The organism is Haliea sp., assembly GCF_040222615.1.
Taxonomy (GTDB): Bacteria; Pseudomonadota; Gammaproteobacteria; order Pseudomonadales; family Halieaceae; genus Haliea.
Genome location: NZ_JAVKCQ010000157.1, coordinates 1 through 20,627, shown reverse-complemented (window position 1 = coordinate 20,627; position 20,627 = coordinate 1). Strand labels below are relative to the sequence as shown.

The window sequence follows — 20,627 nt, the reverse complement described above, 5'->3', positions numbered from 1 at the left end:
CGTAACATGCTCTCCCAGTTCACCGGATACGCCATTGCCATGCCTTCACCCGTCACCCCCGATCGCTCCCTGCTGGAACGCTGGCTGAACGCCGCTGCAGTCGAAAGCTACGTTTGCGAACACTGCGAAAACCTGCATCTGAGCGAAGTCCGCGCCCAGGAGGGCGTGCTGGATAGCCGCCTGATCCAGGAATCCTTCGGCCTGCTGTTCACCACCGAGCTGGAAATCCGGCCCATGGCCCTGCTCGCCGTTGCGGCGGACCTGGGGCGCCTGAACATGGAGTACCCGACCCTGAAGATTTTCCTCGACATCGTCGATGACGCCACCCCGCAACTGGTGGCTGCCAGCATCTTCCCCGGCAACGAGGGCCTGACCCAGGGGCAGTTCAACCACTTTGTCGCCATTGCCATGCAGGCCACCTTGCTGCTGGCGGAAGAGTGCCTGCGGCTGGACTACCTGTTTTCCGAGGACGGCACCACCCGCCAGCAGCCGCGCTCGGTGCTGCATTGAGTACCAATACCCGATCAGCATGAAGCCCATGTCCCGACAGGAACAAAAGAAGATGGCGGGACCCGGGCTTTGGTACGCTGCACCGCCTGCCTGGAGCGACAGCAAGTTCACCCGCAATGACCAGTGATACAGAATCCCCCCACACCCCCATGATGCAGCAGTTCCTGCGCATCAAGGCCCAGCACCCGCGGGAGCTGCTGTTCTACCGCATGGGCGACTTCTACGAGCTGTTTTTTGACGACGCCAAGCGGGCGGCGGAGCTGCTGGACATCACCCTCACCGCCCGCGGCAAGTCCGGCGGCGAACCCATCCCCATGGCCGGGGTCCCCTATCACGCGGCGGAAGGTTACCTGGCGCGGCTGGTGAAGGCCGGTGTTTCGGTGGCGATCTGCGAGCAGATCGGCGACCCGGCCACCAGCAAGGGGCCGGTGGAACGCAAGGTGGTGCGTATCGTCACCCCCGGTACGCTCAGCGACGAGGCCCTGCTGGAGGAGCGGGCGGACAACCTGCTGCTGGCGGTGGCCCAGTACCGGGACCAGTTCGGGCTGGCCTGGCTGGACCTGGCCAGCGGCCGCTTCCGGGTGTTGGAGGTGACCGGCGAGGAGGCCCTGGCCAGCGAGCTGCAGCGCCTGAATCCGGCGGAGACCCTGTACCAGGACAGCATTGCCTACCCGGCAGTCAGCGCGCGCCGCGGGGCCCGCGCCCAGCCGGTCTGGGAGTTTGACCAGGACAGCGCCCGCCGCTCCCTGAACCTGCAATTCCAGACTCACGACCTGCAGGGCTTCGGCTGCGATGAGCTGGGCCTGGCCCTGGGCGCCGCGGGCTGCCTGCTGCAGTACGTGAAAGACACCCAGCGCAGCAACCTGCCCCATATTCGCGCCATCGCTCATGAAAGTCGTGCCGAGAGCGTGATCCTCGACGCTGCCACCCGCCGCAACCTGGAGATCGACCGCAACCTGGCTGGCGGGGAGAGCAACACCCTGCTGTCGGTGATGGACCGCTGTGTCACTGCCATGGGCAGCCGCCTGCTGCGGCGCTGGCTGCACCGTCCGCTCACGGACATCGACGTCCTGCGCCGTCGCCACGAGGGGATTCGGGCCCTGTGCGCGGACTACCAGTTCGAGCCGGTGCGCGGCGCACTCAAGCCCATCGGCGACATGGAGCGCATCCTCAGCCGGGTCGCCCTGCGCTCAGCGCGCCCCCGGGACCTGACCCGTCTGCGCAGCTCCCTGCAGGCCCTGCCGGCGCTGCGCTCGGTACTCGAGACCTGCCGCTCGGAGCGGCTCGATACTCTGTCGCAGCAGGCCGCCGAATTCCCGCAACTCTGTGACCTGCTGGAGCGCGCAATTGGCGACAATCCCCCGGTGGTAATCCGGGATGGCGGGGTCATCGCCAGTGGTTACGACGCGGAGCTGGACGAACTGCGCCGAATCAGCAGCAACGCCGGAGACTACCTGCTGGAGATCGAGCAGCGCGAGCGCGAGGCGACCGGCATCAGCACCCTGAAAGTGGGTTACAACCGGGTCCATGGCTATTACATCGAGATCAGCCGAGGGCAGTCAGACCGGGCGCCGGACACCTACCAGCGGCGCCAGACCCTGAAGAACGCCGAGCGCTTTATCACCCCGGAGCTGAAAACTTTCGAGGACAAGGCCCTGTCGGCGAAAAGCCGGGCCCTGGCCCGGGAAAAGGGCCTCTACGATGCGCTGCTGGAGCGCCTGAACGAGGACCTGGCGCCCCTGCAGGACAGCGCCGCGGCGGTGGCGGAGCTGGACGTGCTGGCCAACCTCGCCGAGCGCGCCGAGACCTTGCGCCTGTGCCAGCCTGAGTTCAGCGAGGAATTGCTGTTCGAGATCAGCGGCGGCCGCCACCTGGTGGTGGAACAGGTCCTGGAGGAGCCCTTCATAGCCAACGACGCCCTGCTCAACCAGCGCCGCCGGATGCTGCTGATCACCGGCCCCAACATGGGCGGCAAATCGACCTATATGCGACAGAACGCGATTATCGCCCTGCTCGCCCACAGCGGCAGCTTCGTCCCCGCCAGCAGCGCGCGCCTGTCGCCCATCGACCGCATCTTTACCCGTATCGGATCCTCGGATGACCTCGCCAGCGGCCGCTCCACCTTCATGGTGGAAATGACGGAAACCGCCAACATCCTCCACAACGCCACCGAGCGCAGCCTGGTCTTGATGGACGAGGTGGGCCGCGGCACCAGCACCTTCGACGGCCTCAGCCTGGCCTGGGCTGCGGCGATCCAGCTGGCGCAACAGGTCCGCGCCTTCACCCTGTTTGCCACCCACTACTTTGAACTGACCGCCCTGCCCGAGCTGTGCCCGACCATGGCCAACGTGCACCTGGACGCTACCGAGCACCAGGACCACGTGGTGTTTCTGCACAATATCCAGGAGGGACCCGCGAACCGCAGCTTCGGCCTGCAGGTGGCCAAGCTGGCCGGTATTCCGGACCCGGTGCTGCGCGCCGCCCGGGACAAGTTGCGGGAGCTGGAGCAGGGGCGGGACCGGGCCGGGCAGGCACCGGCGCCCGCCCAGGCCGAGCTGTTCAGCGAGCCCGCGCCGCATCCGGTGCTGGAAGAGCTGGCAGCGCTGGAGATAGATAACCTGAGCCCGCGACAGGCGCTGGAGTTGCTATATCGCTGGCGCTCGGAGCAAAAAAACTGAGCGATCACCCCGAAACACCGAAGCACTTTAAAACTGTTCCCGCAGCGGTTAAACTTCCCCACCTTCGAGCAGGCCCACGGGCAGATGAGGCAGGACTGGCATGACTTTTGTTGTTGGTGAACAGTGTATCAAGTGCAAGCACACAGACTGTGTGGAAGTCTGCCCGGTGGATTGCTTCTACGAAGGTCCGAATTTCCTGGTCATTCACCCCGATGAGTGCATCGATTGCGCCCTGTGTGAGCCGGAGTGCCCGGTGGATGCGATCTACTCCGAGGACGAACTTCCCGAGGACCAGCAGGTATTCCTGGAACTCAATGCCGAGCTGGCGGAAATCTGGCCCAACATTACCGAGATGAAACCGGCGCCAGCCGATGCCGAGGACTGGGCCGGCAAACCCGACAAACTGGCCCTGCTGGAGCGCTGAGCTCAGCTGAACAGGGAATCCCCGGACAGGCCCTCCGTCTCCATGAGCTGACGGAGGCGCCGCAACGCCTCTACCTGAATCTGGCGCACCCTCTCCCGGGTCAGCCCGATCTCCCGCCCCACCTCTTCCAGCGTGCTGCTCTCGTGCCCCCTGAGCCCGAAGCGCCGGGACACCACCTCGCGCTGCTTTTCCGACAGCTCATCGAGCCAGTGGCTGATACTGTCGCGGATGTCGTTCTCCTGCAGCAGCTGCGAGGGGTCGCTGCCGCCCAGGTCGGCGATGGTGTCCAGTACCGCCCTGTCCGATTCCGGACCTATCGGCACATCGATCGACGTCACCCGCTCGTTCAGCCCCAGCAGTCGCTTCACATCCGCTGCGGGCTTGTCGAGCAGGTCGGCAATTTCCTCTGCGCTGGGTTCATGGTCCAGTTTTTGGGTGAGTTCGCGCGCCGCGCGCAGGTAGACGTTGAGCTCCTTGACCACGTGAATGGGCAGGCGAATGGTGCGGGTCTGGTTCATGATCGCACGCTCGACCGTCTGCCGGATCCACCAGGTGGCGTAGGTGGAAAAGCGGAAGCCGCGCTCCGGGTCGAACTTCTCCACGGCGCGGATCAACCCCAGGTTGCCCTCTTCGATGAGGTCCAGCAGGGTAAGCCCGCGGTTGATATAGCGGCGGGAGATCTTGACCACCAACCGCAGATTGCTCTCTATCATCCGCCGCCTGGCGGCCTGGTCGCCCTTGCGGGCCAGACGGGAGTAGTACTTTTCCTCATCCGCGGTCAGCAGCGGAGAGAAACCGATTTCATTCAGGTAAAGCTGGGTGGCGTCCAGGGATTTTTCAACGGCGCGGGCAGAACGGGCACGGTCAAAAGCGAGCTGTTCGGCGTCTTCCTCGCTCTCTTCCAGGACAAGCTCCTCCGTCTCCGGGTCGGCAGCCTCCTGCTCTGTCTCCAATGCGTCATCCGGGACCTCTTCGTCCCGCGCCTGCACCGGAGGGGTGCGCGGATTCCCTGTACTGGCCTTACCGCCTGCGGCCGTCCGTTTCGGGCTTGTTTTTCTTGTATCCACATCCATGGCGATACCTCATTGGAGCACTTTGACAGCTGAGCGTATACAGGCCGGTGGATCAGATTACCTCAAGGCGAACGTCCGACACAAGACACCGCCCTCTACCGGGCCGGCAGCAAGCGCATGGGGTCGATGGGCCGGCCCTCCTGACGAATTTCAAAATGCAGTTTCACCGTGTCGGTACCGCTGCTGCCTTTTTCCGCGATCCGCTGCCCGGCGCTGACCCTGTCCCCTTCGGCGACCAGCAAACGGTCGTTGTGGCCGTAGGCGCTGAGGTACACATCGTCATGCTTGATGATCAGCAGTTCACCAAAGCCGACAATACCGGTCCCCGCATAAACGACCTCTCCGGCCGCCACCGCCACCACCGGGTCGCCCCGTTGGCCACCGATATCGATACCCTTGTGCACCGTCGCCGAATAACCACGGGTGACCGGCCCCGCTGCCGGCCAGCGCCAGGCCGTCACCCGCGCAAGGGGGGCCCGGCTGGCGGGCCTGGCGGCTGCGGGCGCCGCCGGAGTCACCGGCCTGGCAGCCGTTGATGACGGCGGTGTGACAACCGGTCCCGGGGTGGGATCGGGACTGGTAACGGTGACCGGAAACGACGGTGTCGCGGGTACCGCCGCCGCGCTGGGCGAGGTGGCCGGCGGCGGCGCGGCAGCCTGACCGCCGATGAGGATCAGGCGCTGTCCGGGATAGATGGTATAGGGTGGGCCAATACCGTTGGCTGCGGCCATATCGCGGTAGTCGAGACCGAAACGGAATGCGATGGAGTACAGGGTATCGCCGCGCTGCACGACATGGGCATTGGCCGCCGGCACGGCGCTCGCCGCGCGCGAGTAGCGGTCCTCGATCGGGGCACGGGGGCCGCCCGCACAGCCCTGCACCAGCAGCAGCGCGCAGGCCAGCAGCGGGACGAGCAGAAACACTGCCGGGCGCGTGCGGGACTGCGGCCTGGCGCGGGGCTCAGCCACCGCCCCACCTCCGCTCCACCAGCCACACCAGGGCAAAGCCCGCGATCATCAGCATCACGCAGGCCGGCAGCATGGGCTCCGCAGCGAAGTTCCAGGGCCACACCGGTACCTGCTGGGCCGGGCGCAGCTCGCCGTCGCTGCCGAGCACCCAGTCCAGCGCATGCTTCCAGGGCCAGACCACCAGCAGGGACCCGAACAGGAACCCGGTCAGCAGCGCCATGGTGGCCACGTGGTAGCGCTGCAGGAGCCAGTGCAGCAGGCGCGAGAAACACATCAATCCCAGCGCCGCGCCGAGGGCAAAGACCAGCATCACCTGCAGATCCAGGTTTTTCACCGCAGTGAGGACCGGGCCATACATGCCCAGCAGGATCAGGATGAAGCTGCCGGAGATACCCGGCAGGATCATGGCGCAGATGGCGATAAAGCCGGCAATGAATATGCCGGGCAGGCCCGGTGTCATGGCCACGGCCGGGGACAGGGCAATGGCCGCGGCCACCAGCAGGCCTGACAGCAGGCAGGTCACCCGCGCAGGGGTCCAGCGGGGCACCTGGCGCAGGAGCACGAGTGCCGACGCCAGTATGAGACCAAAAAAGAACGCCCAAAGGGGCACCGGGTACTCCGTCAGCAGCCAGGAAATCACGCGCGCCAGGGAGAGGATGCTGGTGAAGATACCCAGCAGGAGCGCCAGCAGGAACCCACCGTCGACGTGCCGCCAGGCCTCGCCAACGCGGCCCTGTGACACCAGCCGCAGGCAGCGCAGGTCAAAAGCGCGGATACTGCCCAACAGGCGGTCGTAAATGCCGGTGATGAACGCCATTGTGCCGCCGGACACGCCGGGAACAATATCGGCAGCGCCCATCAGTACCCCGCGCAGGTAGACCCCCAGCGGCGTCACTACTTCACCGTGCCGGAACGCAGGGGCACGAAGCGCACGGCTTCGACGATGCGGGTATCAAAACCCTCCTCGGTTCGGGTCACCACTTGCAGGTGTTGGCTGGCACCACCTACCGGTATGACCAGACAGCCGTTGGGGGCAAGCTGGCGCAGCAACTCCTCTGGAATGTGCTCGGGCGCCGCGGCGCTGAGAATGCCATCGAAAGGCCCTGCATCCTCCCAGCCAAGACCGCCGTCGGCATGGCGCAGGGTGACATTGCGCATCTTCAGCTGGCGCAGACGCTGGCGAGCCTTGTCCAGCAAGGGCTTGATGCGCTCCACACTCCACACGTGATCCACCAGTTGCGCGAGGACGGCGGTCTGGTAACCGGAACCCGTGCCCACCTCCAGCACACGGCTGCGAGGCCCCTGCTCCAGCAGCAGTTCGGTCATCCGGGCAACGATGTAGGGTTGCGACAGGGTCTGCTGAAACCCGATGGGAAGCGCCGTGTCTTCGTAGGCTCGGTGGGCCATCGCCTCGTCCAGGAACAGGTGGCGCGGCGTGGTGCGCATGACTTCCAGTACTTCACGGCTGCTGATGCCCTGCTCCACCAGGCGCTGGATCAGTCGCTCACGGGTGCGCCGGGAGGTCATGCCGATGCCGTTGAGATCCACACTATTCACTGCTGTTACCACTCTCCCGATACCTGTCCCTGTAGTCCGCCAGTTCCGCCAGCACTGCGGTTGCATAGCTTCCGGGGGGCAAACTGAACCCCAGCAGCAGCGAGTCATCATCACAAAACCGCCAGAAAAAGTCATCCGGCAACAGCCGCGCCGGACGGTAGGCAAGACTCAGGCCGGCGTCCTCCAGAAACCGGCACAGCTGCTCTTCGGGGGCCAGCACAGCGCTCTGCCAGGCCAATTGCTCCACTCCCTGCAATACCTCGCCCCGTCCCCACAGCGGCAGGCCGGGGTGCACGTCCCCCGCCGCGGCCCTGGCGGCCAGCTCCGCATCCACCTCGGCGCAGGGAAACAGGCTGCGGGACCCCTGCAGCATGCACACGTCACCCGCCAGCAGTCGGTTCCAGCTGCCCTCCTTCACCCGCTGTGCCAACAGCAGGTTGAACAGATGCCCGCGCAGGGCGGACAACAGCAGACCGCGTTTACTGTGGGACAGTTTGCGGGCACCGCGCTGTTGCCAGTGCCGGGCCTGCAGGAGGGTCGAGCCACCGTGGCCAAAACGCTGCTCGCCAAAGTAATTGGGCACTCCCTGCCGCTGCAACAACTGCAGGCGCTGCTCCAGGAGCCCGGCGTCACCCTCGAGCTCCCGCAGTCGCAGCTCGAAACGATTGCTGCGGTGCACGCCGCGCTTGAGTTTACGCGAATGGCGACGGCAATCGAGCACCGTCACCTCACCCGTCACGGTCAGTTGCTGCCAGTCGGGCTCTGGCTTGCCCGCCATGCGCACACTGACCCACTGGCTGGTCACGGCGTGGCGATCCTTTAGGCCGCTGAAACCGATATCGCGAAGATGGATGCCGCTGAGGGCGGACACCCGCTGCAGCAGGTCCTGGGTATTCAGGCCGCGCTTCTCCAGATGCAGGAACACGTGCTCCCCGTCACCGTCGGGTTCGAAACCGAGCTGCTCCCTGACCACAAAGTCTTCCGGGGTCGCGCGGATGATTGCCCTGACCGGCACATCCGGCACCGTTCCGGGACGCTGGGCAATCACGGTGCTGCGGCGACCAGCAACACCACTGCGTGGGCGGCGATACCCTCGCCGCGACCGGTGTAACCGAGTTTCTCGGTCGTGGTTGCCTTCACGTTGACCTGGTGTTCCGCTGCCAGCATATCCATCGCCAGGTTGGCCCGCATGGCGTCAACATGCGGGGCCATGCGCGGCGCCTCGGCAATCAGCGTGGCATCCATGTTTCCCAGCACCCAGCCCTCGGCCTGTACCTGTGCCACGACTCTGCGCAGCAGAACCCGGCTGTCCACGCCCGCCAGGGCCGGGTCCGTGTCCGGGAAGTGGCGGCCGATATCGCCCCGACCGATGGCGCCCAGCAGCGCGTCACAGAGCGCATGAATCAGCACATCGCCATCGGAATGCGCCACCAGACCCTGACTGTGGGGAATGGTCACACCACCGAGAACGACGCCGGTGCCCGGGCCAAAGCGGTGTACGTCGAATCCATGTCCAATCCGCATGCCAGTCATCCTGTAATCGGCTCGCCCAGATAAAACGCGGCCAGTGCCAGGTCCTCCGGTACGGTTACCTTGAGATTGCGGGAAGCGCCCTGCACCACCGCCACCGGGTGCCCGGCGTGTTCCATGGCCGAGGCTTCGTCGGTGATGGCAATGCCTGAGCCCAGGGCGTTCTCGAGGGCTGCGGCCAGCTCCCCGAGGCGAAACATCTGCGGCGTCTGGGCGCGCCAGAGCCGGCTGCGATCGAGGGTTTCCAGAACGCAGCCGCTGGCATCAACCCGCTTGACCGTATCCACCACGGGCTCCGCCAGCAGGGCACCGACGCCCGTGCCCAGCACCCTGGCCACCAGGCGTTCGCCGTCCGCGGGTAGCAGGCAGGGGCGGGCCGCATCGTGCACCAGCACCCAATCTTCCTTATGTGCAATTTCTTGCAGTACTCTCAATGCCGCCAGCACCGAGTCCGCACGGCGGGCACCTCCCACCGCCAGCCGCACACGGGGGCCGGCGAGCCAGGCGGGCGCCGCCTGCTCCGCACCGAGCGCGACCACGACCTTTTCCACCGCGGGAATGGCCAACAACGCATCCAGGCTGTACTGGAGCAGGGTCTTGCCGCCAATCTCCAGATATTGCTTGGGGCGGGAGGCCTCCATGCGGGCGCCGACCCCGGCAGCGGGTATGACTCCCCAGCAGCGGACTGCGGTGTTCATTCCGGTTCGGGTTCCGCGTCCCTACCGGACGCAACACCTGCGCTGGCGGCAGTGTCCGCAGCGGCTGCGGGGGCGGCCGCCGTGGAACGGTTCGCGGGCCGCTCGGGTTCAGGCACGAACTGGTAGAACATCTCCCCTTCTCGCACCAGTCCAAGCTGCTCCCGGGCGCGCTGTTCAAGACCATCGTTACCGGTCTGCAGATCCAGCACCTCCCGCTCCAGGACGGCGTTGCGCTCGCGCAGCTCGCGATTAATGGCCTGCTGGGCTTCGACCTCCTGCTGCAGGCGATGTTTTTCCGCCAGGCTGCCCTCCGCTATCCAGAGTCGGTACTGCAGCACCCCGAACACGGCGAGGAGAGCGACCAGCAGGTATTTCATGGCGGCGACAGCCAACTTGCCCGGTGTGGACTAGCGGCGCCCGGCGATTTCCGCCAGGCCGCGGTACGGGGCGCGCCCGGCCAGCTCCGCCTCGATTCGCAGCAGGCGGTTGTACTTGGCAACCCGGTCCGAGCGGCACAGGGAACCGGTCTTGATCTGGCCGGCGGCGGTCGCCACCGCGAGATCGGCGATCGTGGTGTCCTCGGTTTCGCCGGAGCGATGGGAGATCACCGCGGTGTAACCCGCCTGCCTCGCCATGGCGATCGCATCCAGGGTCTCGGAGAGACTGCCGATCTGGTTGAACTTGATAAGAATGGAGTTGGCCACACCGCGCTCAATACCCTGCTTGAGGATCCGGGTATTGGTCACGAACAGATCGTCCCCCACCAGTTGCACCCGGTCGCCAATTTTGTCGGTCAGCAGCTTCCAGCCGTCCCAGTCGGACTCGTCGAGGCCGTCCTCGATCGACACGATCGGGTGGCCGGCGGCGAGCTCGGCAAGATAATCGGTGAATTCCTCGCTGCTGAAACGCTTGCCCTCGCCGGCTAGATCGTAGACGCCGTCCTGGTAGAACTCCGAGGCAGCGCAGTCCAGGGCCAGGGTGATGTCGCGGCCAAGTTTGTAGCCCGCCTTGTCGATCGCCACAGCGATCACCTCCAGTGCCGCCTCGTTGGACGGCAGGTTGGGGGCGAATCCGCCCTCGTCGCCGACAGCGGTGCTGAGGCCGCGGGAAGCCAACACCTGCTTCAGGTGCTGGAAGATCTCGGCGCCGGCGCGCAGGGCTTCGGCGAAGGTTGGCGCGGCGACCGGCTGCACCATGAACTCCTGGATATCGACGTTGTTGTCTGCGTGCTCGCCGCCGTTGAGAATATTCATCATCGGCACCGGCATGGTGAGCGCGCTGCTGCCGTTGAGTTCGGCTATGTGCTGGTACAGGGGAACCTTGCGCGCCTGGGCCGCGGCCCTGGCCGTGGCCAGGGAAACCGCGAGAATCGCATTGGCGCCAAACTTGGCCTTGTTCTCGGTGCCGTCGGCCTCGATCATCGCCGTGTCCAGCTCGCGCTGCTGCATCGGGTCGCGCCCCAGCAGCAGCTCCCGGATTGGTCCGTTGACGTTGCCGACCGCGGTCAGCACACCCTTGCCCAGATAGCGCTGACTGTCGCCATCGCGCAGCTCCAGCGCCTCGCGGGAACCGGTCGACGCCCCGGACGGCGCGCAGGCCACACCGACCGCGCCTCCGCTGAGGGTGACCTCGGCCATGACCGTTGGATTGCCGCGGGAATCCATGATTTCAAAGGCCTGTACATTGGCAATCTTGCTCATTGCGTAAACTCCAGTTGGCAAATACTTATTCGATAGTCAGCGGGGGCAGGCTCTTGACCAGGTCATCGACCGCCTTGACCTGGGCGAGGAAAGGTTTGAGTTGGTGCAGCGGCAGCGCGCTGGGGCCATCGCAGAGCGCCTTCGCAGGCTCCGGGTGGGCCTCCAGAAACAGTCCCGCCAGGCCCGTTGCCATGCCGGCGCGAGCGAGTTCCAGCACCTGTTCCCGGCGCCCGCCGGACGCAGCGCCCAGGGGATCCCGGCACTGCAGGGCGTGGGTGACATCAAACACCAGCGGGATATCGCCACAGGTTTTCTTCATGACGCCAAACCCCAGCATGTCCACCACGAGGTTGTCGTAGCCGAAATTGCTGCCGCGCTCACAGATCAGCAGGCGGTCGTTGCCGCACTCGCGAAACTTCTCCGCCACATTGGCCATCTGCGAGGGGCTCAGGAACTGCGGCTTCTTGATGTTGATAATGGCGCCGGTAGCGGCCATGGCCATCACCAGGTCGGTCTGTCGCGCAAGGAAAGCCGGCAGCTGAATGATATCGCAGACTTCCGCCGCGGCGACCGCCTGCTCCGGGGCGTGCACATCGGTGAGCACGGGTACACCGAACTGCGCCTTGACCTCCGCCAGGATTGCCAGCCCCTGCTCCAGGCCGGGACCGCGGAAAGAATGTATGGAAGAACGATTGGCCTTGTCGTACGAGGCCTTGAAGACCAGCGGAATACCCAGCTGTGCACAGGCCGCGACATAGTGCTCCGCCACCCGCAGGGCAAAATCCCTGCTCTCCAGCACGTTGACCCCGCCCAGCAGGACAAAGGGTGCACTGTTGGCGATGGGCACCGTACCCAGATGTACCGTTGCCAGCGTCACTGCTGTGCCTCCGGCCGCGGTTCAGCCCTGGGCATGGGCGAGCGCGGCCTCAATGTAGCTGGTGAACAGCGGGTGCCCGCCGCGCGGACGGGAGGTGAATTCCGGGTGGAACTGGCAGGCCACGAACCAGGGGTGTTCCGGCAGCTCGATCATTTCCACCAGCGCACGATCTGCGGACCAGCCGCCGATACGGACCCCGGCGTTGATCAGCTGATCGACATAGTTGTTGTTGATTTCGTAGCGGTGTCGATGGCGTTCCAGCACCGTGTCCGCGCCGTAGATCGTCTGCGCCCTGGAGCCGGGCTCCAGGTAGCAGGTCTGGGCGCCGAGGCGCATGGTGCCGCCCAGGTCGGAGCTGGCATCGCGCTGTTCGGTAGAGCCGTCCGCGTTCTGCCACTCGGTGATCAGCGCCACGATAGGGTGCGGAGTGGAAGCCTGCATTTCCGTGGAATTGGCGTCCTCCAGACCGCAGACATTGCGCGCGTATTCAATCAGGGCGACATGCATTCCCAGGCAGATGCCGAGGAACGGGATATTGTTTTCACGGGCGTAGCGCACGGCGGTAATCTTGCCCTCCACCCCGCGATCGCCAAAGCCCCCCGGCACCAGAATGGCGTCGGCCTGCGCCAGCACGCCGGTACCGTCGCGCTCGATATCCTCCGCGTCGATATAATCCACCCGGATATCCACCAGGGTTTGCAGGCCGGCGTGCTTGAGCGCTTCATTGAGCGATTTGTAGGCGTCCAGCAGATCCATGTACTTGCCCACCATGGCGACCCGCACACTGCCGCGGGGCTCGCTGAACTCCCGGCGCAGGACGTCTTCCCACTCCGAGAGGTCCGCCGGCGGACAGTCGATACCGAAGCGCTCGACCACGAACTGGTCCAGGCCATAGGCGTGCAGCATACCGGGAATGCGGTAGATGGAATCCGCATCGAGGAGCGGGATAACCGCCCGCTCCTCGACATTGGTGAACAGGGATATTTTCTTGCACGCACTCTCCTCGATGGGAACCGCGCAGCGACACAGCAGGATGTCCGGCTGCAGGCCGATCGAGCGCAGCTCCTTCACCGAGTGCTGGGTCGGCTTGGTCTTGATCTCCCCGGCGGTGGCAATGTAGGGCACCAGGGTCAGGTGCATCAGCAGCGCGCGACTGGAGCCCACCTCGACCCGCAGCTGGCGGGCCGCTTCCAGGAAGGGCAGGCTCTCGATGTCACCGACCGTCCCGCCGATCTCTACAATCGCGACATCGGCATCGCCCGCGCCGAGGATCACGCGGCGCTTGATCTCATCGGTGATGTGGGGGATTACCTGCACCGTGCCGCCCAGGTAATCGCCGCGGCGCTCTTTCTTCAGCACGGTGTTGTACACCCGGCCAGTGGTGAAGTTGTTGCTGCGCTTCATGGTGGTACGGGTAAAGCGTTCGTAGTGGCCGAGGTCGAGGTCAGTCTCGGCGCCGTCCTCCGTCACGAACACTTCCCCGTGCTGGAACGGGCTCATGGTGCCGGGATCAACGTTGATGTAGGGGTCCAGCTTCAGCAGCGTGACCCGGATGCCGCGCGCTTCCAGGATCGCCGCCAGGGACGCGGCTGCGATCCCTTTGCCCAGAGAGGAAACCACACCGCCGGTGACGAAGACATATCGCGTCATGAAAAGCCTTTATGTACGCTGTGAATATGGGCACTCAGGAGCGGCGCAACGCGACAGGCAGACTGCCGGCGGAGTGCGCTTTTCCTGCGAAAAGATGGGAAATCAGGTTATCAGAAAGGGGCTGTCAGCTCAATCCGGGGAAGCGGAAGTATTTCGCCGCCACACCGGTCGCCAGGCGCCCGAACCACCTGCGGCAAGGGTCCGGGGGGAGGCGCACAACCACAGGTCGGCCACTGCCACCAGCTCCTCCCCCAGGTACAGCAGCGGCAGACGTTCGCGCCACCAGGGGGGCACACCCGCCTCCTGCAGTAATTTCTTCAGGCGCTGGCGGCCCGCCCTGCCCAGCGGCTGGCAACGCTCGCCTCCGCGGCGCCCGCGCACCGCCAGGAACTCACCGGCCCCGAGCGCAATTCCGGGGCCGTCTCCCGCCGGCTCCAGCTCCAGCGTCCCCGCTCCGGGCAGCGCCAGCGGCGCCCCGGGGGCCAGCTGCCCGCGGTCGGTAGAGGCCATCTCGACAACCGGCGGCAGCAGATAGACCGCGTCCCCAAAGCGGCGCAGACACCCCCCGTTCCAGGCCAGCTCCGGACTGCCACCAGCGACCTGCAGCTGGCGCAGGAACTCTGCGGTTGGCGCCCGCGGCGGCGTCGACAACCCCAGATCGCGCAACCATTGCTGCAGCACCAGCCAACCGATACCGGCATCCTGCAGCAGGCTGGCCACCGGGACCCCCGGATCACCCAGCCGCGAGGTGCAGGGCGGCGGGGCCGGCAGCAGCCTGTCCAGTGCCGTCGCCGCGAAACCCAACTGGCGAGCCGAGCGCGTCACGCTGCCGCGATATCCGGGCCAGCGCCGGTCGAGCAGCGGCAGCACCTGATGACGCAGGTAATTGCGGTCGAAACCGGTGTCGGTGTTGGAGGGGTCCTCGACCCACTCCAGCCCCTGGCGCTGCGCGTAATCCTCCAGCGCCGTCCGCGGCCACGCCAGCAACGGCCGTGACAGCGAGCCGGTGCCCAGTGGTCGCGTCGCCGGCATACCCTGCAGGCCGCGTACGCCGGCACCGCGCAACCAGCGCAACAGCAGCGTCTCCACCTGATCATCCTGGTGATGGGCAAGGAAGATCACATCCCCTGCCCGCAGCGTTGCGGCGAAGACCCGGTAGCGGGCCTCGCGGGCCGCGGCTTCGGTGCCGCTGCCCGCGGTGTCCACCTCAACCTGGCGCTGCAGCAGCGGCACCCCGAGCGCGGCACAGACCCGCGCGCAGTGCCGCTCCCAATCCGCTGCGGCGGCCTGCAGCGTGTGATTGACATGGATCGCGACGAGAGGCGGCGCTGCGGGCTGCTCCCCGCAGAAACGCTGCAGCAGGTGTAACAGGACTGTGGAATCGAGCCCGCCGCTGAAGGCCACGAACCAGCGCCCGGCTTGCCTGTGTGGCTCCAGCGCGGGAGCCAGGGTCGCAAGTTCCAGGATCACTCCACCGGCCGCCGGTGGCGGAGAATCAGTTGCCGTAGGACATCAGGCGCTGGTAGCGCTGCTCAAGCATATCCTCCAGCGGGACCTGCTCCAGCTTGTCCAGCTGTTTCACCAGGTGGGCCTGGATGCGCTCGGCCATCTGGTTGACGTTGCGATGGGCGCCGCCCATGGGTTCGGGGATGGTCGCATCCACGATACCCAGCTCCTGCAGGACCTTGGAGGTCACCCCCATGGCGGCCGCCGCTTCCGGCGCATGGGCGGTACTTTTCCAGATGATGTTGGCGCAACCCTCGGGGGAAATAACAAAATAGGTGGCGTACTGGAGCATGGCGAGATGGTCGCCAACGCCGATACCCAGGGCGCCGCCGGAGCTGCCCTCGCCGATCACCACGCAGATAATCGGCGTCGCCAGCCGCGACATCACCGCCAGGTTCTGGGCGATGGCTTCGCTGATGCCGCGCTCCTCGGAATCAATGCCGGGGTAGGCTCCGGGGGTGTCGATCAGGGTAATGACCGGCATCCTGAAACGCTCGGCCATCTGCATCAGACGCAGGGCCTTGCGGTAGCCCTCGGGCTTGGGCATGCCGAAGTTGCGCAACACCTTGTCCTTGACCGCCCGACCCTTTTCCTGGCCGATAACCATCACCGGGCGACCGCAGAGACGCGCCGTGCCGCCGACGATCGCGCGGTCGTCGCCAAAGTGGCGGTCCCCGTGCAGCTCGTCGAAGTCAGTGAATACGCGATTGATGTAATCCAGGGTATAGGGGCGCCTGGGGTGACGGGCCACCTTGACGATATCCCAGGCACTCAGGTTGGCGAAGATTTTCTCGGTGAGCTTGGTGCTCTTCTCCCGCAGGGTACGGATTTCTTCACTCAGATTGATATCCGCGTCGGTCCCCACCAGCTGCAGCTCTTCGATCTTGACTTCAAGCTCGGCAATGGGCTGTTCAAAATCAAGGTAATTGGGATTCATGCGGACTCTGGCTCAGCGGTTGTTGTGATCGCGACAGTGTACAAAATTAATGCCACAGGCACCAATCGGCAGCTGTCGCACCTGCCGCGTGAAGGCCCGGACTCAACCACCGACCAGGCTGATCATCACCCCCGCCGCAACCGCCGAGCCCACCACGCCCGCGACATTGGGGCCCATGGCGTGCATCAACAGGTAGTTGTGCGGATTGGCTTCCAAACCAACCTTGTTGCTGACGCGGGCAGCCATGGGTACCGCCGAGACGCCCGCAGAGCCGATCAGCGGATTGAGCGGCGTGCTGCCGAAGCGGTTCATCAGCTTGGCGATCAACACCCCGGAGGCGGTGCCGATAGCGAACGCGATCACCCCCAGGACCATGATCCCCAGCGTATTGATCTCGAGGAATTTGTCGGCCACCAGTTTGGAGCCAACCGACAGGCCGAGAAAAATGGTGGTGATGTTGATCAGCGCGTTCTGCGCCGTGTCGCTGAGGCGACCGACGACACCGCACTCTTTCATCAGGTTGCCGAAACAGAACATCCCCAGCAGCGGCGCCGCAGCCGGCAGCAGCAGGGCCACCAGGATAAGCAGCACCAGCGGGAAGACGATCTTTTCCCGTCGCGACACCACCCGCAGCTGGGTCATGACGATTTCGCGTTCGGCCCGGGTGGTCAGCGCGCGCATGATGGGCGGCTGGATCAGGGGGACCAGCGCCATGTAGGAATAGGCGGCAACGGCGATGGGGCCGAGCAGGTCCGGCGCCAGCATACTGGCGACGTAGATTGCGGTAGGCCCGTCGGCGCCGCCTATGATCCCGATCGCCGCGGCATCGGCCAGGCTGAAATCCATCAGGCCGAGCGAGGTGAGACCCACCGCCCCCAGCACCGTGGCAAAGATACCGAACTGGGCGGCAGCGCCGAGGAACAGGGTGCGCGGATTCGCCAGCAGCGGACCAAAGTCCGTCATCGCCCCTACGCCCATGAAGATCACCAGCGGTGCAACTCCACTGGCAATCGCCACCACATAGAAATTGTGCAGCATGCCGTTGCCGTAGCCCGCTTGTTCCGCTATCCGGGTGGCAGCCAGCTGCTGTGACAGGTCGGCAGTGCCAAGGGCGTCCAGCAGCTCCCTGGCATCGGCCAGGACAGAGCTGCCAAGCGCCACGGCCATCTCGGCCAGGACCGAGGGATCGGCGCCGTGCAAGGCGTTTTCCGCGGCCGAGTAGGCCAGTCCGGCACCGGGGATATTGGCCATGATGCCGCCAAACCCGATGGGGACCAGCAACAGCGGTTCGAATCCCTTGCGGATGGCCAGGAACAGCAGGGTAATCCCGATCAGGATCATCACCGCCTGACCCGGCTCGAACTGGGCAAGTCCAGTGGACCGCCAGAGCAGCAACAGATTGTCCATGGCGGTCAATCCAGCATGATCAGGGCGTCGCCGACGGCAACCGTGTCGCCGGCCTTGACCTCAACGCTTACCACCCGGCCGTCGCGTGGCGACCGCACCTCCGTTTCCATCTTCATGGCTTCGAGCAGGACGATCACCTGCCCTGACTTCACCGCATCCCCGGGTTTGACATTCACCTTGAATATATTGCCCGCCAGCGGAGCCGGCAGCGGCTCGCCCGGGCCAGCGCTGGCGGGGGCCTGAGCCTGTGGCGCCGCGGGTTTGATTCCCGTCACATCGCCCCCTTCCGCCACCTGGACCACGTAGGACTGGCCGCTCACGGTCACCGTGTAGACGCCGGAATCCGCCGCCGCGGCGGGAGCCTTGCCCGCCTCTTTGCCCTCCGGCTTTCCCCCACCGGCGGCGGCAGGTTCCGCTGCGGCATCCGGGGCCGGCTCAAACGCGCTGGCATCGCCGCGATGCTTGAGAAACTTGAGGCCAATCTGCGGAAACAATGCGTAGGTGAGGACATCGTCCACTTCCTGCTCGCCGGGGGCCAGCGCGATGTCCTGTTCCTGCGCGAGAGTCTGCAGCTCCGAGGTCAGCGCCTCCAGCTCCGGCTCCAGCAGGTCCGCCGGGCGACAGGTGATGACCTCGCCACCCTCCAGCACACGCTCCTGCAAGGCCTGGTTGACCGGCGCCGGGGTAACCCCGTATTCACCCTTCAGCACACCCGCGGTCTCCCGGGAGATCGACTTGTAGCGCTCGCCGGTGAGCACGTTGATCACAGCCTGGGTACCGACGATCTGCGAAGTCGGGGTGACCAGGGGAATGAAGCCCAGGTCCTCCCGCACCCGCGGTATCTCCTCCAGCACCTCATCCATGCGGTCGGCGGCACCCTGTTCGCGCAGCTGGCTCTCCATGTTGGTGAGCATGCCTCCCGGGACCTGGGCCACGAGGATGCGCGCATCCACCCCGCGCAGGGAGCCCTCGAAGCGCGCATATTTCTTGCGCACCTCGCGAAAGTAGGCGGCTATCGACGCCAGCTTCTCGATATCCAGCCCGGTGTCGCGACCGGTGCCGGCGAGGATGGCCACTACCGACTCCGTGGGCGAGTGGCCGTAGGTCATGGACATGGAGGATATGGAGGTGTCGACATTGTCGATACCCGCCTCTACGCATTTCAGGATCGTGGCCGTGGACAGGCCCGTGGTGGCATGGCAGTGCAACTGGACCGGAATGGCGCAGGACTCCTTGAGGCGCCGCACCAGCTCGTAGCCATCGTAAGGGCGCAACAGGCCCGCCATGTCCTTGATCGCTATCGAGTCGGCGCCCATGTCCTCGATGCGCTTGCCCTGCTCAACCCAGGTCTCGATGGTGTGCACCGGACTCAGGGTGTAGGAAATAGTGCCCTGGGCATGCTTGTCCACTTCTTTCACTGCCCGCAGCGCCACCTCGATATTGCGCATATCGTTCATGGCATCAAACACGCGGAACACATCGATCCCGTTGTGTGCGGCGCGCTCGACAAACTTCCGTACCACATCGTCCGCGTAGTGGCGGTAGCCGAGGATGTTCTGGCCCCGGAACAGCATCTGTTGTGGCGTTTTGGGCATGGCTTTTTTCAATTCGCGAATGCGATCCCAGGGGTCTTCACCCAGGTAGCGAATACAGGCATCGAAGGTCGCTCCACCCCAGGACTCCAGGGACCAGAAGCCGACCTCGTCGAGCTCCGCGGCAATCGGCAGCATGTCGTCCAGGCGCATGCGCGTCGCCAGTATGGACTGGTGCGCATCCCGCAGGACCACGTCGGTAATGCCCAGCGGGCGCTTTTCCTCTTGCATGAACAAAACCTCTGGGGTTGAAGCGTCAGTGCCGCTGTTTTCTGTGCTGGTGGATTGCAGCCGTGATGACGGCGACCAGCTCGCCCGGGGCAGGGTCCGCCGGAGACCGCAGCGCCGCAGACGTTGCCGGCCGGGGCGCCACCGCCTCCGGGAAGAAGCGGGACATGAATCTGGAGGTCAGCGAAGTGACCAGTACCAGCAGGCTCAGGAACACGAATACGGCGCTGACGCCGAAGATCATCAGCTCCACGCCCTGCATGAATATATCGCCCTGGCCCGACACTGCCCACCTGCTACCCGCCGCAATTGGCCGACATGATAAATCAGGAACGGCATCGGGCGCCAATGGCCGGCGCCTGGACCCGCTGACGCCCGCCACGGCGCAGTGCGCTTAACCGGGGGCGCCGACCCCGTTATACTGGCGGACTGACTGGAGACCTGCCGTGAGACTGATCCTCGCCCCGATGGAGGGCGTCATTGATGCCACCATGCGCGCCATACTGACCGAGCTGGGCGGTATCGACCGCTGTGTCACGGAGTTTGTCCGCGTCAACCAGCTGCTGCTGCCGCCGCGGGTGTTCCGGCGCCTGTGCCCGGAGCTCGACAGCGCCGGGTGCACGCCCTCCGGGGTGCCGGTCTATGTGCAGCTGCTGGGGGGACACCCGGCGCCCATGGCGGACAACGCCGCCCGCTGCGCGGAGCTGGGTGCCCCCGGCATCGACCTCAATTTCGGTTGTCCGGCCAAGACCGTGAACAAATCCGATGGTGGCGCGATCCTGCTGCGCGAGCCCGAGCGCGTGGGTGGCATCGTCGCCGCGGTGCGCCGGGCGGTGCCCTCCGCCATACCGGTCACCGCCAAAATCCGCCTGGGCTTCGAGGACCGGAGCCAGTTCCTGGACAACGTGCTGGCGATCGCCGCGGGCGGCGCCGACGAAATCGCCATCCACGCCCGCACCCGTCGCGACGGCTACCAGCCCCCCGCATGGTGGGACGAGATCGCCCGCGCCGTGGCACAGGTGACCATGCCGGTAATCGCCAACGGCGAGATCTGGAGCCCCGAGGATGCCCTTCGCTGCCAGCTGGCCAGCCACTGCCAGGACCTCATGCTGGGGCGCGGCGCCCTGTGTCGGCCGGATCTGCCGCGGCTGGTGCGCGCAGCCCGGGACGGCACTCCTGCACAACCCCTGGCCTGGCGGGAGATCGCCGTGATTCTGCAGTACTTTTTCCAGCGCAAGCGGGCCGAGTGCGAACCCCGCCACTGCGCCGGCCCGGTCAAGCAGTGGCTGGGC

20 protein-coding genes are annotated in these 20,627 nt (G+C 65.6%); 4 read left to right on the top strand and 16 right to left on the bottom strand.

The annotated features are described in order from the left end of the window. Nucleotides 1-39 precede the first annotated feature (39 nt). The 3 genes from RJQ10_RS12900 (at nucleotide 40) to fdxA (ending at nucleotide 3,612) form a co-directional block, all read left to right on the top strand. Nucleotides 40-510, top strand: a complete 471-nt coding sequence (locus tag RJQ10_RS12900) for a YbjN domain-containing protein (RefSeq protein WP_350147221.1) — start codon at nucleotides 40-42, stop codon at nucleotides 508-510. A 116-nt stretch (nucleotides 511-626) separates the two neighbouring features. Further along, nucleotides 627-3,188: a DNA mismatch repair protein MutS gene (mutS, locus tag RJQ10_RS12895; RefSeq protein WP_350147219.1), complete on the top strand. Its 2,562-nt coding sequence runs from the start codon at nucleotides 627-629 to the stop codon at nucleotides 3,186-3,188. Between the two features lie 100 nt (nucleotides 3,189-3,288). Continuing rightward, nucleotides 3,289-3,612 (top strand): ferredoxin FdxA, encoded by a 324-nt coding sequence (gene fdxA / locus RJQ10_RS12890; RefSeq protein WP_350147217.1) that lies wholly within the window; start codon nucleotides 3,289-3,291, stop codon nucleotides 3,610-3,612. 2 nt (nucleotides 3,613-3,614) lie between these two features. Here fdxA and rpoS read toward each other — a convergent pair whose 3' ends face one another. The 16 genes from rpoS to RJQ10_RS12810 all read right to left on the bottom strand — a co-directional run bounded on the left by rpoS (nucleotide 3,615) and on the right by RJQ10_RS12810 (nucleotide 19,621). Then, nucleotides 3,615-4,565: an RNA polymerase sigma factor RpoS gene (rpoS, locus tag RJQ10_RS12885; RefSeq protein WP_350147216.1), complete on the bottom strand. Its 951-nt coding sequence runs from the start codon at nucleotides 4,563-4,565 to the stop codon at nucleotides 3,615-3,617. 215 nt (nucleotides 4,566-4,780) lie between these two features. Next, nucleotides 4,781-5,653 carry a peptidoglycan DD-metalloendopeptidase family protein gene (locus RJQ10_RS12880; RefSeq protein WP_350147214.1) on the bottom strand — a complete coding sequence of 291 codons (873 nt, stop codon included), beginning with the start codon at nucleotides 5,651-5,653 and terminating at the stop codon, nucleotides 4,781-4,783. Then, nucleotides 5,646-6,548 (bottom strand): DUF368 domain-containing protein, encoded by a 903-nt coding sequence (locus RJQ10_RS12875; RefSeq protein ID WP_350147212.1) that lies wholly within the window; start codon nucleotides 6,546-6,548, stop codon nucleotides 5,646-5,648. Before RJQ10_RS12875 ends, RJQ10_RS12880 begins: the two co-directional genes overlap by 8 nt. Then, nucleotides 6,548-7,210 carry a protein-L-isoaspartate(D-aspartate) O-methyltransferase gene (locus RJQ10_RS12870; protein WP_350147210.1) on the bottom strand — a complete coding sequence of 221 codons (663 nt, stop codon included), beginning with the start codon at nucleotides 7,208-7,210 and terminating at the stop codon, nucleotides 6,548-6,550. Before RJQ10_RS12870 ends, RJQ10_RS12875 begins: the two co-directional genes overlap by 1 nt. Then, entirely contained in the window at nucleotides 7,203-8,258 is a 1,056-nt protein-coding gene (gene truD / locus RJQ10_RS12865; RefSeq protein ID WP_350147208.1) for a tRNA pseudouridine(13) synthase TruD, read from the bottom strand. Before truD ends, RJQ10_RS12870 begins: the two co-directional genes overlap by 8 nt. Continuing rightward, nucleotides 8,255-8,734, bottom strand: coding sequence for a 2-C-methyl-D-erythritol 2,4-cyclodiphosphate synthase (gene ispF / locus RJQ10_RS12860; RefSeq protein WP_350147206.1), 480 nt, complete (start codon nucleotides 8,732-8,734; stop codon nucleotides 8,255-8,257). Before ispF ends, truD begins: the two co-directional genes overlap by 4 nt. Before the next feature lie 5 nt (nucleotides 8,735-8,739). Beyond that, nucleotides 8,740-9,438, bottom strand: a complete 699-nt coding sequence (ispD, locus tag RJQ10_RS12855) for a 2-C-methyl-D-erythritol 4-phosphate cytidylyltransferase (protein ID WP_350147204.1) — start codon at nucleotides 9,436-9,438, stop codon at nucleotides 8,740-8,742. Then, entirely contained in the window at nucleotides 9,435-9,815 is a 381-nt protein-coding gene (ftsB, locus tag RJQ10_RS12850) for a cell division protein FtsB (protein ID WP_350147202.1), read from the bottom strand. Before ftsB ends, ispD begins: the two co-directional genes overlap by 4 nt. Before the next feature lie 30 nt (nucleotides 9,816-9,845). Beyond that, on the bottom strand, nucleotides 9,846-11,138 hold the full coding sequence (gene eno, locus RJQ10_RS12845) for a phosphopyruvate hydratase (RefSeq protein ID WP_350147200.1): 1,293 nt from the start codon (nucleotides 11,136-11,138) through the stop codon (nucleotides 9,846-9,848). 25 nt (nucleotides 11,139-11,163) lie between these two features. Next, nucleotides 11,164-12,015 (bottom strand): 3-deoxy-8-phosphooctulonate synthase, encoded by an 852-nt coding sequence (gene kdsA / locus RJQ10_RS12840; RefSeq protein ID WP_350147198.1) that lies wholly within the window; start codon nucleotides 12,013-12,015, stop codon nucleotides 11,164-11,166. Between the two features lie 21 nt (nucleotides 12,016-12,036). After that, nucleotides 12,037-13,665, bottom strand: coding sequence for a CTP synthase (gene pyrG, locus RJQ10_RS12835; RefSeq protein WP_350147196.1), 1,629 nt, complete (start codon nucleotides 13,663-13,665; stop codon nucleotides 12,037-12,039). 129 nt (nucleotides 13,666-13,794) lie between these two features. After that, nucleotides 13,795-15,135, bottom strand: coding sequence for a tRNA lysidine(34) synthetase TilS (gene tilS, locus RJQ10_RS12830; protein WP_350147194.1), 1,341 nt, complete (start codon nucleotides 15,133-15,135; stop codon nucleotides 13,795-13,797). A 25-nt stretch (nucleotides 15,136-15,160) separates the two neighbouring features. Further along, nucleotides 15,161-16,108, bottom strand: a complete 948-nt coding sequence (accA, locus tag RJQ10_RS12825) for an acetyl-CoA carboxylase carboxyl transferase subunit alpha (protein ID WP_350147192.1) — start codon at nucleotides 16,106-16,108, stop codon at nucleotides 15,161-15,163. A 102-nt stretch (nucleotides 16,109-16,210) separates the two neighbouring features. Further along, nucleotides 16,211-17,515 carry a sodium ion-translocating decarboxylase subunit beta gene (locus RJQ10_RS12820; RefSeq protein ID WP_350147190.1) on the bottom strand — a complete coding sequence of 435 codons (1,305 nt, stop codon included), beginning with the start codon at nucleotides 17,513-17,515 and terminating at the stop codon, nucleotides 16,211-16,213. 5 nt (nucleotides 17,516-17,520) lie between these two features. Beyond that, entirely contained in the window at nucleotides 17,521-19,338 is a 1,818-nt protein-coding gene (gene oadA, locus RJQ10_RS12815; protein WP_350147188.1) for a sodium-extruding oxaloacetate decarboxylase subunit alpha, read from the bottom strand. A 25-nt stretch (nucleotides 19,339-19,363) separates the two neighbouring features. Further along, nucleotides 19,364-19,621 carry an OadG family protein gene (locus RJQ10_RS12810; protein WP_350147186.1) on the bottom strand — a complete coding sequence of 86 codons (258 nt, stop codon included), beginning with the start codon at nucleotides 19,619-19,621 and terminating at the stop codon, nucleotides 19,364-19,366. A gap of 160 nt (nucleotides 19,622-19,781) precedes the next feature. Here RJQ10_RS12810 and RJQ10_RS12805 point away from each other — a divergent pair. After that, on the top strand, nucleotides 19,782-20,627 hold an 846-nt coding region (locus tag RJQ10_RS12805), incomplete at its 3' end, for a tRNA dihydrouridine synthase (protein ID WP_350147184.1).

Coding starts and splice junctions, on each gene's coding strand:
- fdxA (WP_350147217.1), top strand. CDS start 3,289: ATGACTTTTGTTGTTGGTGAACAGTGTATCAAGTGCAAGCACACAGAC.
- ftsB (WP_350147202.1), bottom strand. CDS start 9,815: ATGAAATACCTGCTGGTCGCTCTCCTCGCCGTGTTCGGGGTGCTGCAG.
- pyrG (WP_350147196.1), bottom strand. CDS start 13,665: ATGACGCGATATGTCTTCGTCACCGGCGGTGTGGTTTCCTCTCTGGGC.
- oadA (WP_350147188.1), bottom strand. CDS start 19,338: ATGCAAGAGGAAAAGCGCCCGCTGGGCATTACCGACGTGGTCCTGCGG.
- mutS (WP_350147219.1), top strand. CDS start 627: ATGACCAGTGATACAGAATCCCCCCACACCCCCATGATGCAGCAGTTC.
- eno (WP_350147200.1), bottom strand. CDS start 11,138: ATGAGCAAGATTGCCAATGTACAGGCCTTTGAAATCATGGATTCCCGC.
- RJQ10_RS12820 (WP_350147190.1), bottom strand. CDS start 17,515: ATGGACAATCTGTTGCTGCTCTGGCGGTCCACTGGACTTGCCCAGTTC.
- RJQ10_RS12900 (WP_350147221.1), top strand. CDS start 40: ATGCCTTCACCCGTCACCCCCGATCGCTCCCTGCTGGAACGCTGGCTG.
- ispD (WP_350147204.1), bottom strand. CDS start 9,438: ATGAACACCGCAGTCCGCTGCTGGGGAGTCATACCCGCTGCCGGGGTC.
- ispF (WP_350147206.1), bottom strand. CDS start 8,734: ATGCGGATTGGACATGGATTCGACGTACACCGCTTTGGCCCGGGCACC.
- accA (WP_350147192.1), bottom strand. CDS start 16,108: ATGAATCCCAATTACCTTGATTTTGAACAGCCCATTGCCGAGCTTGAA.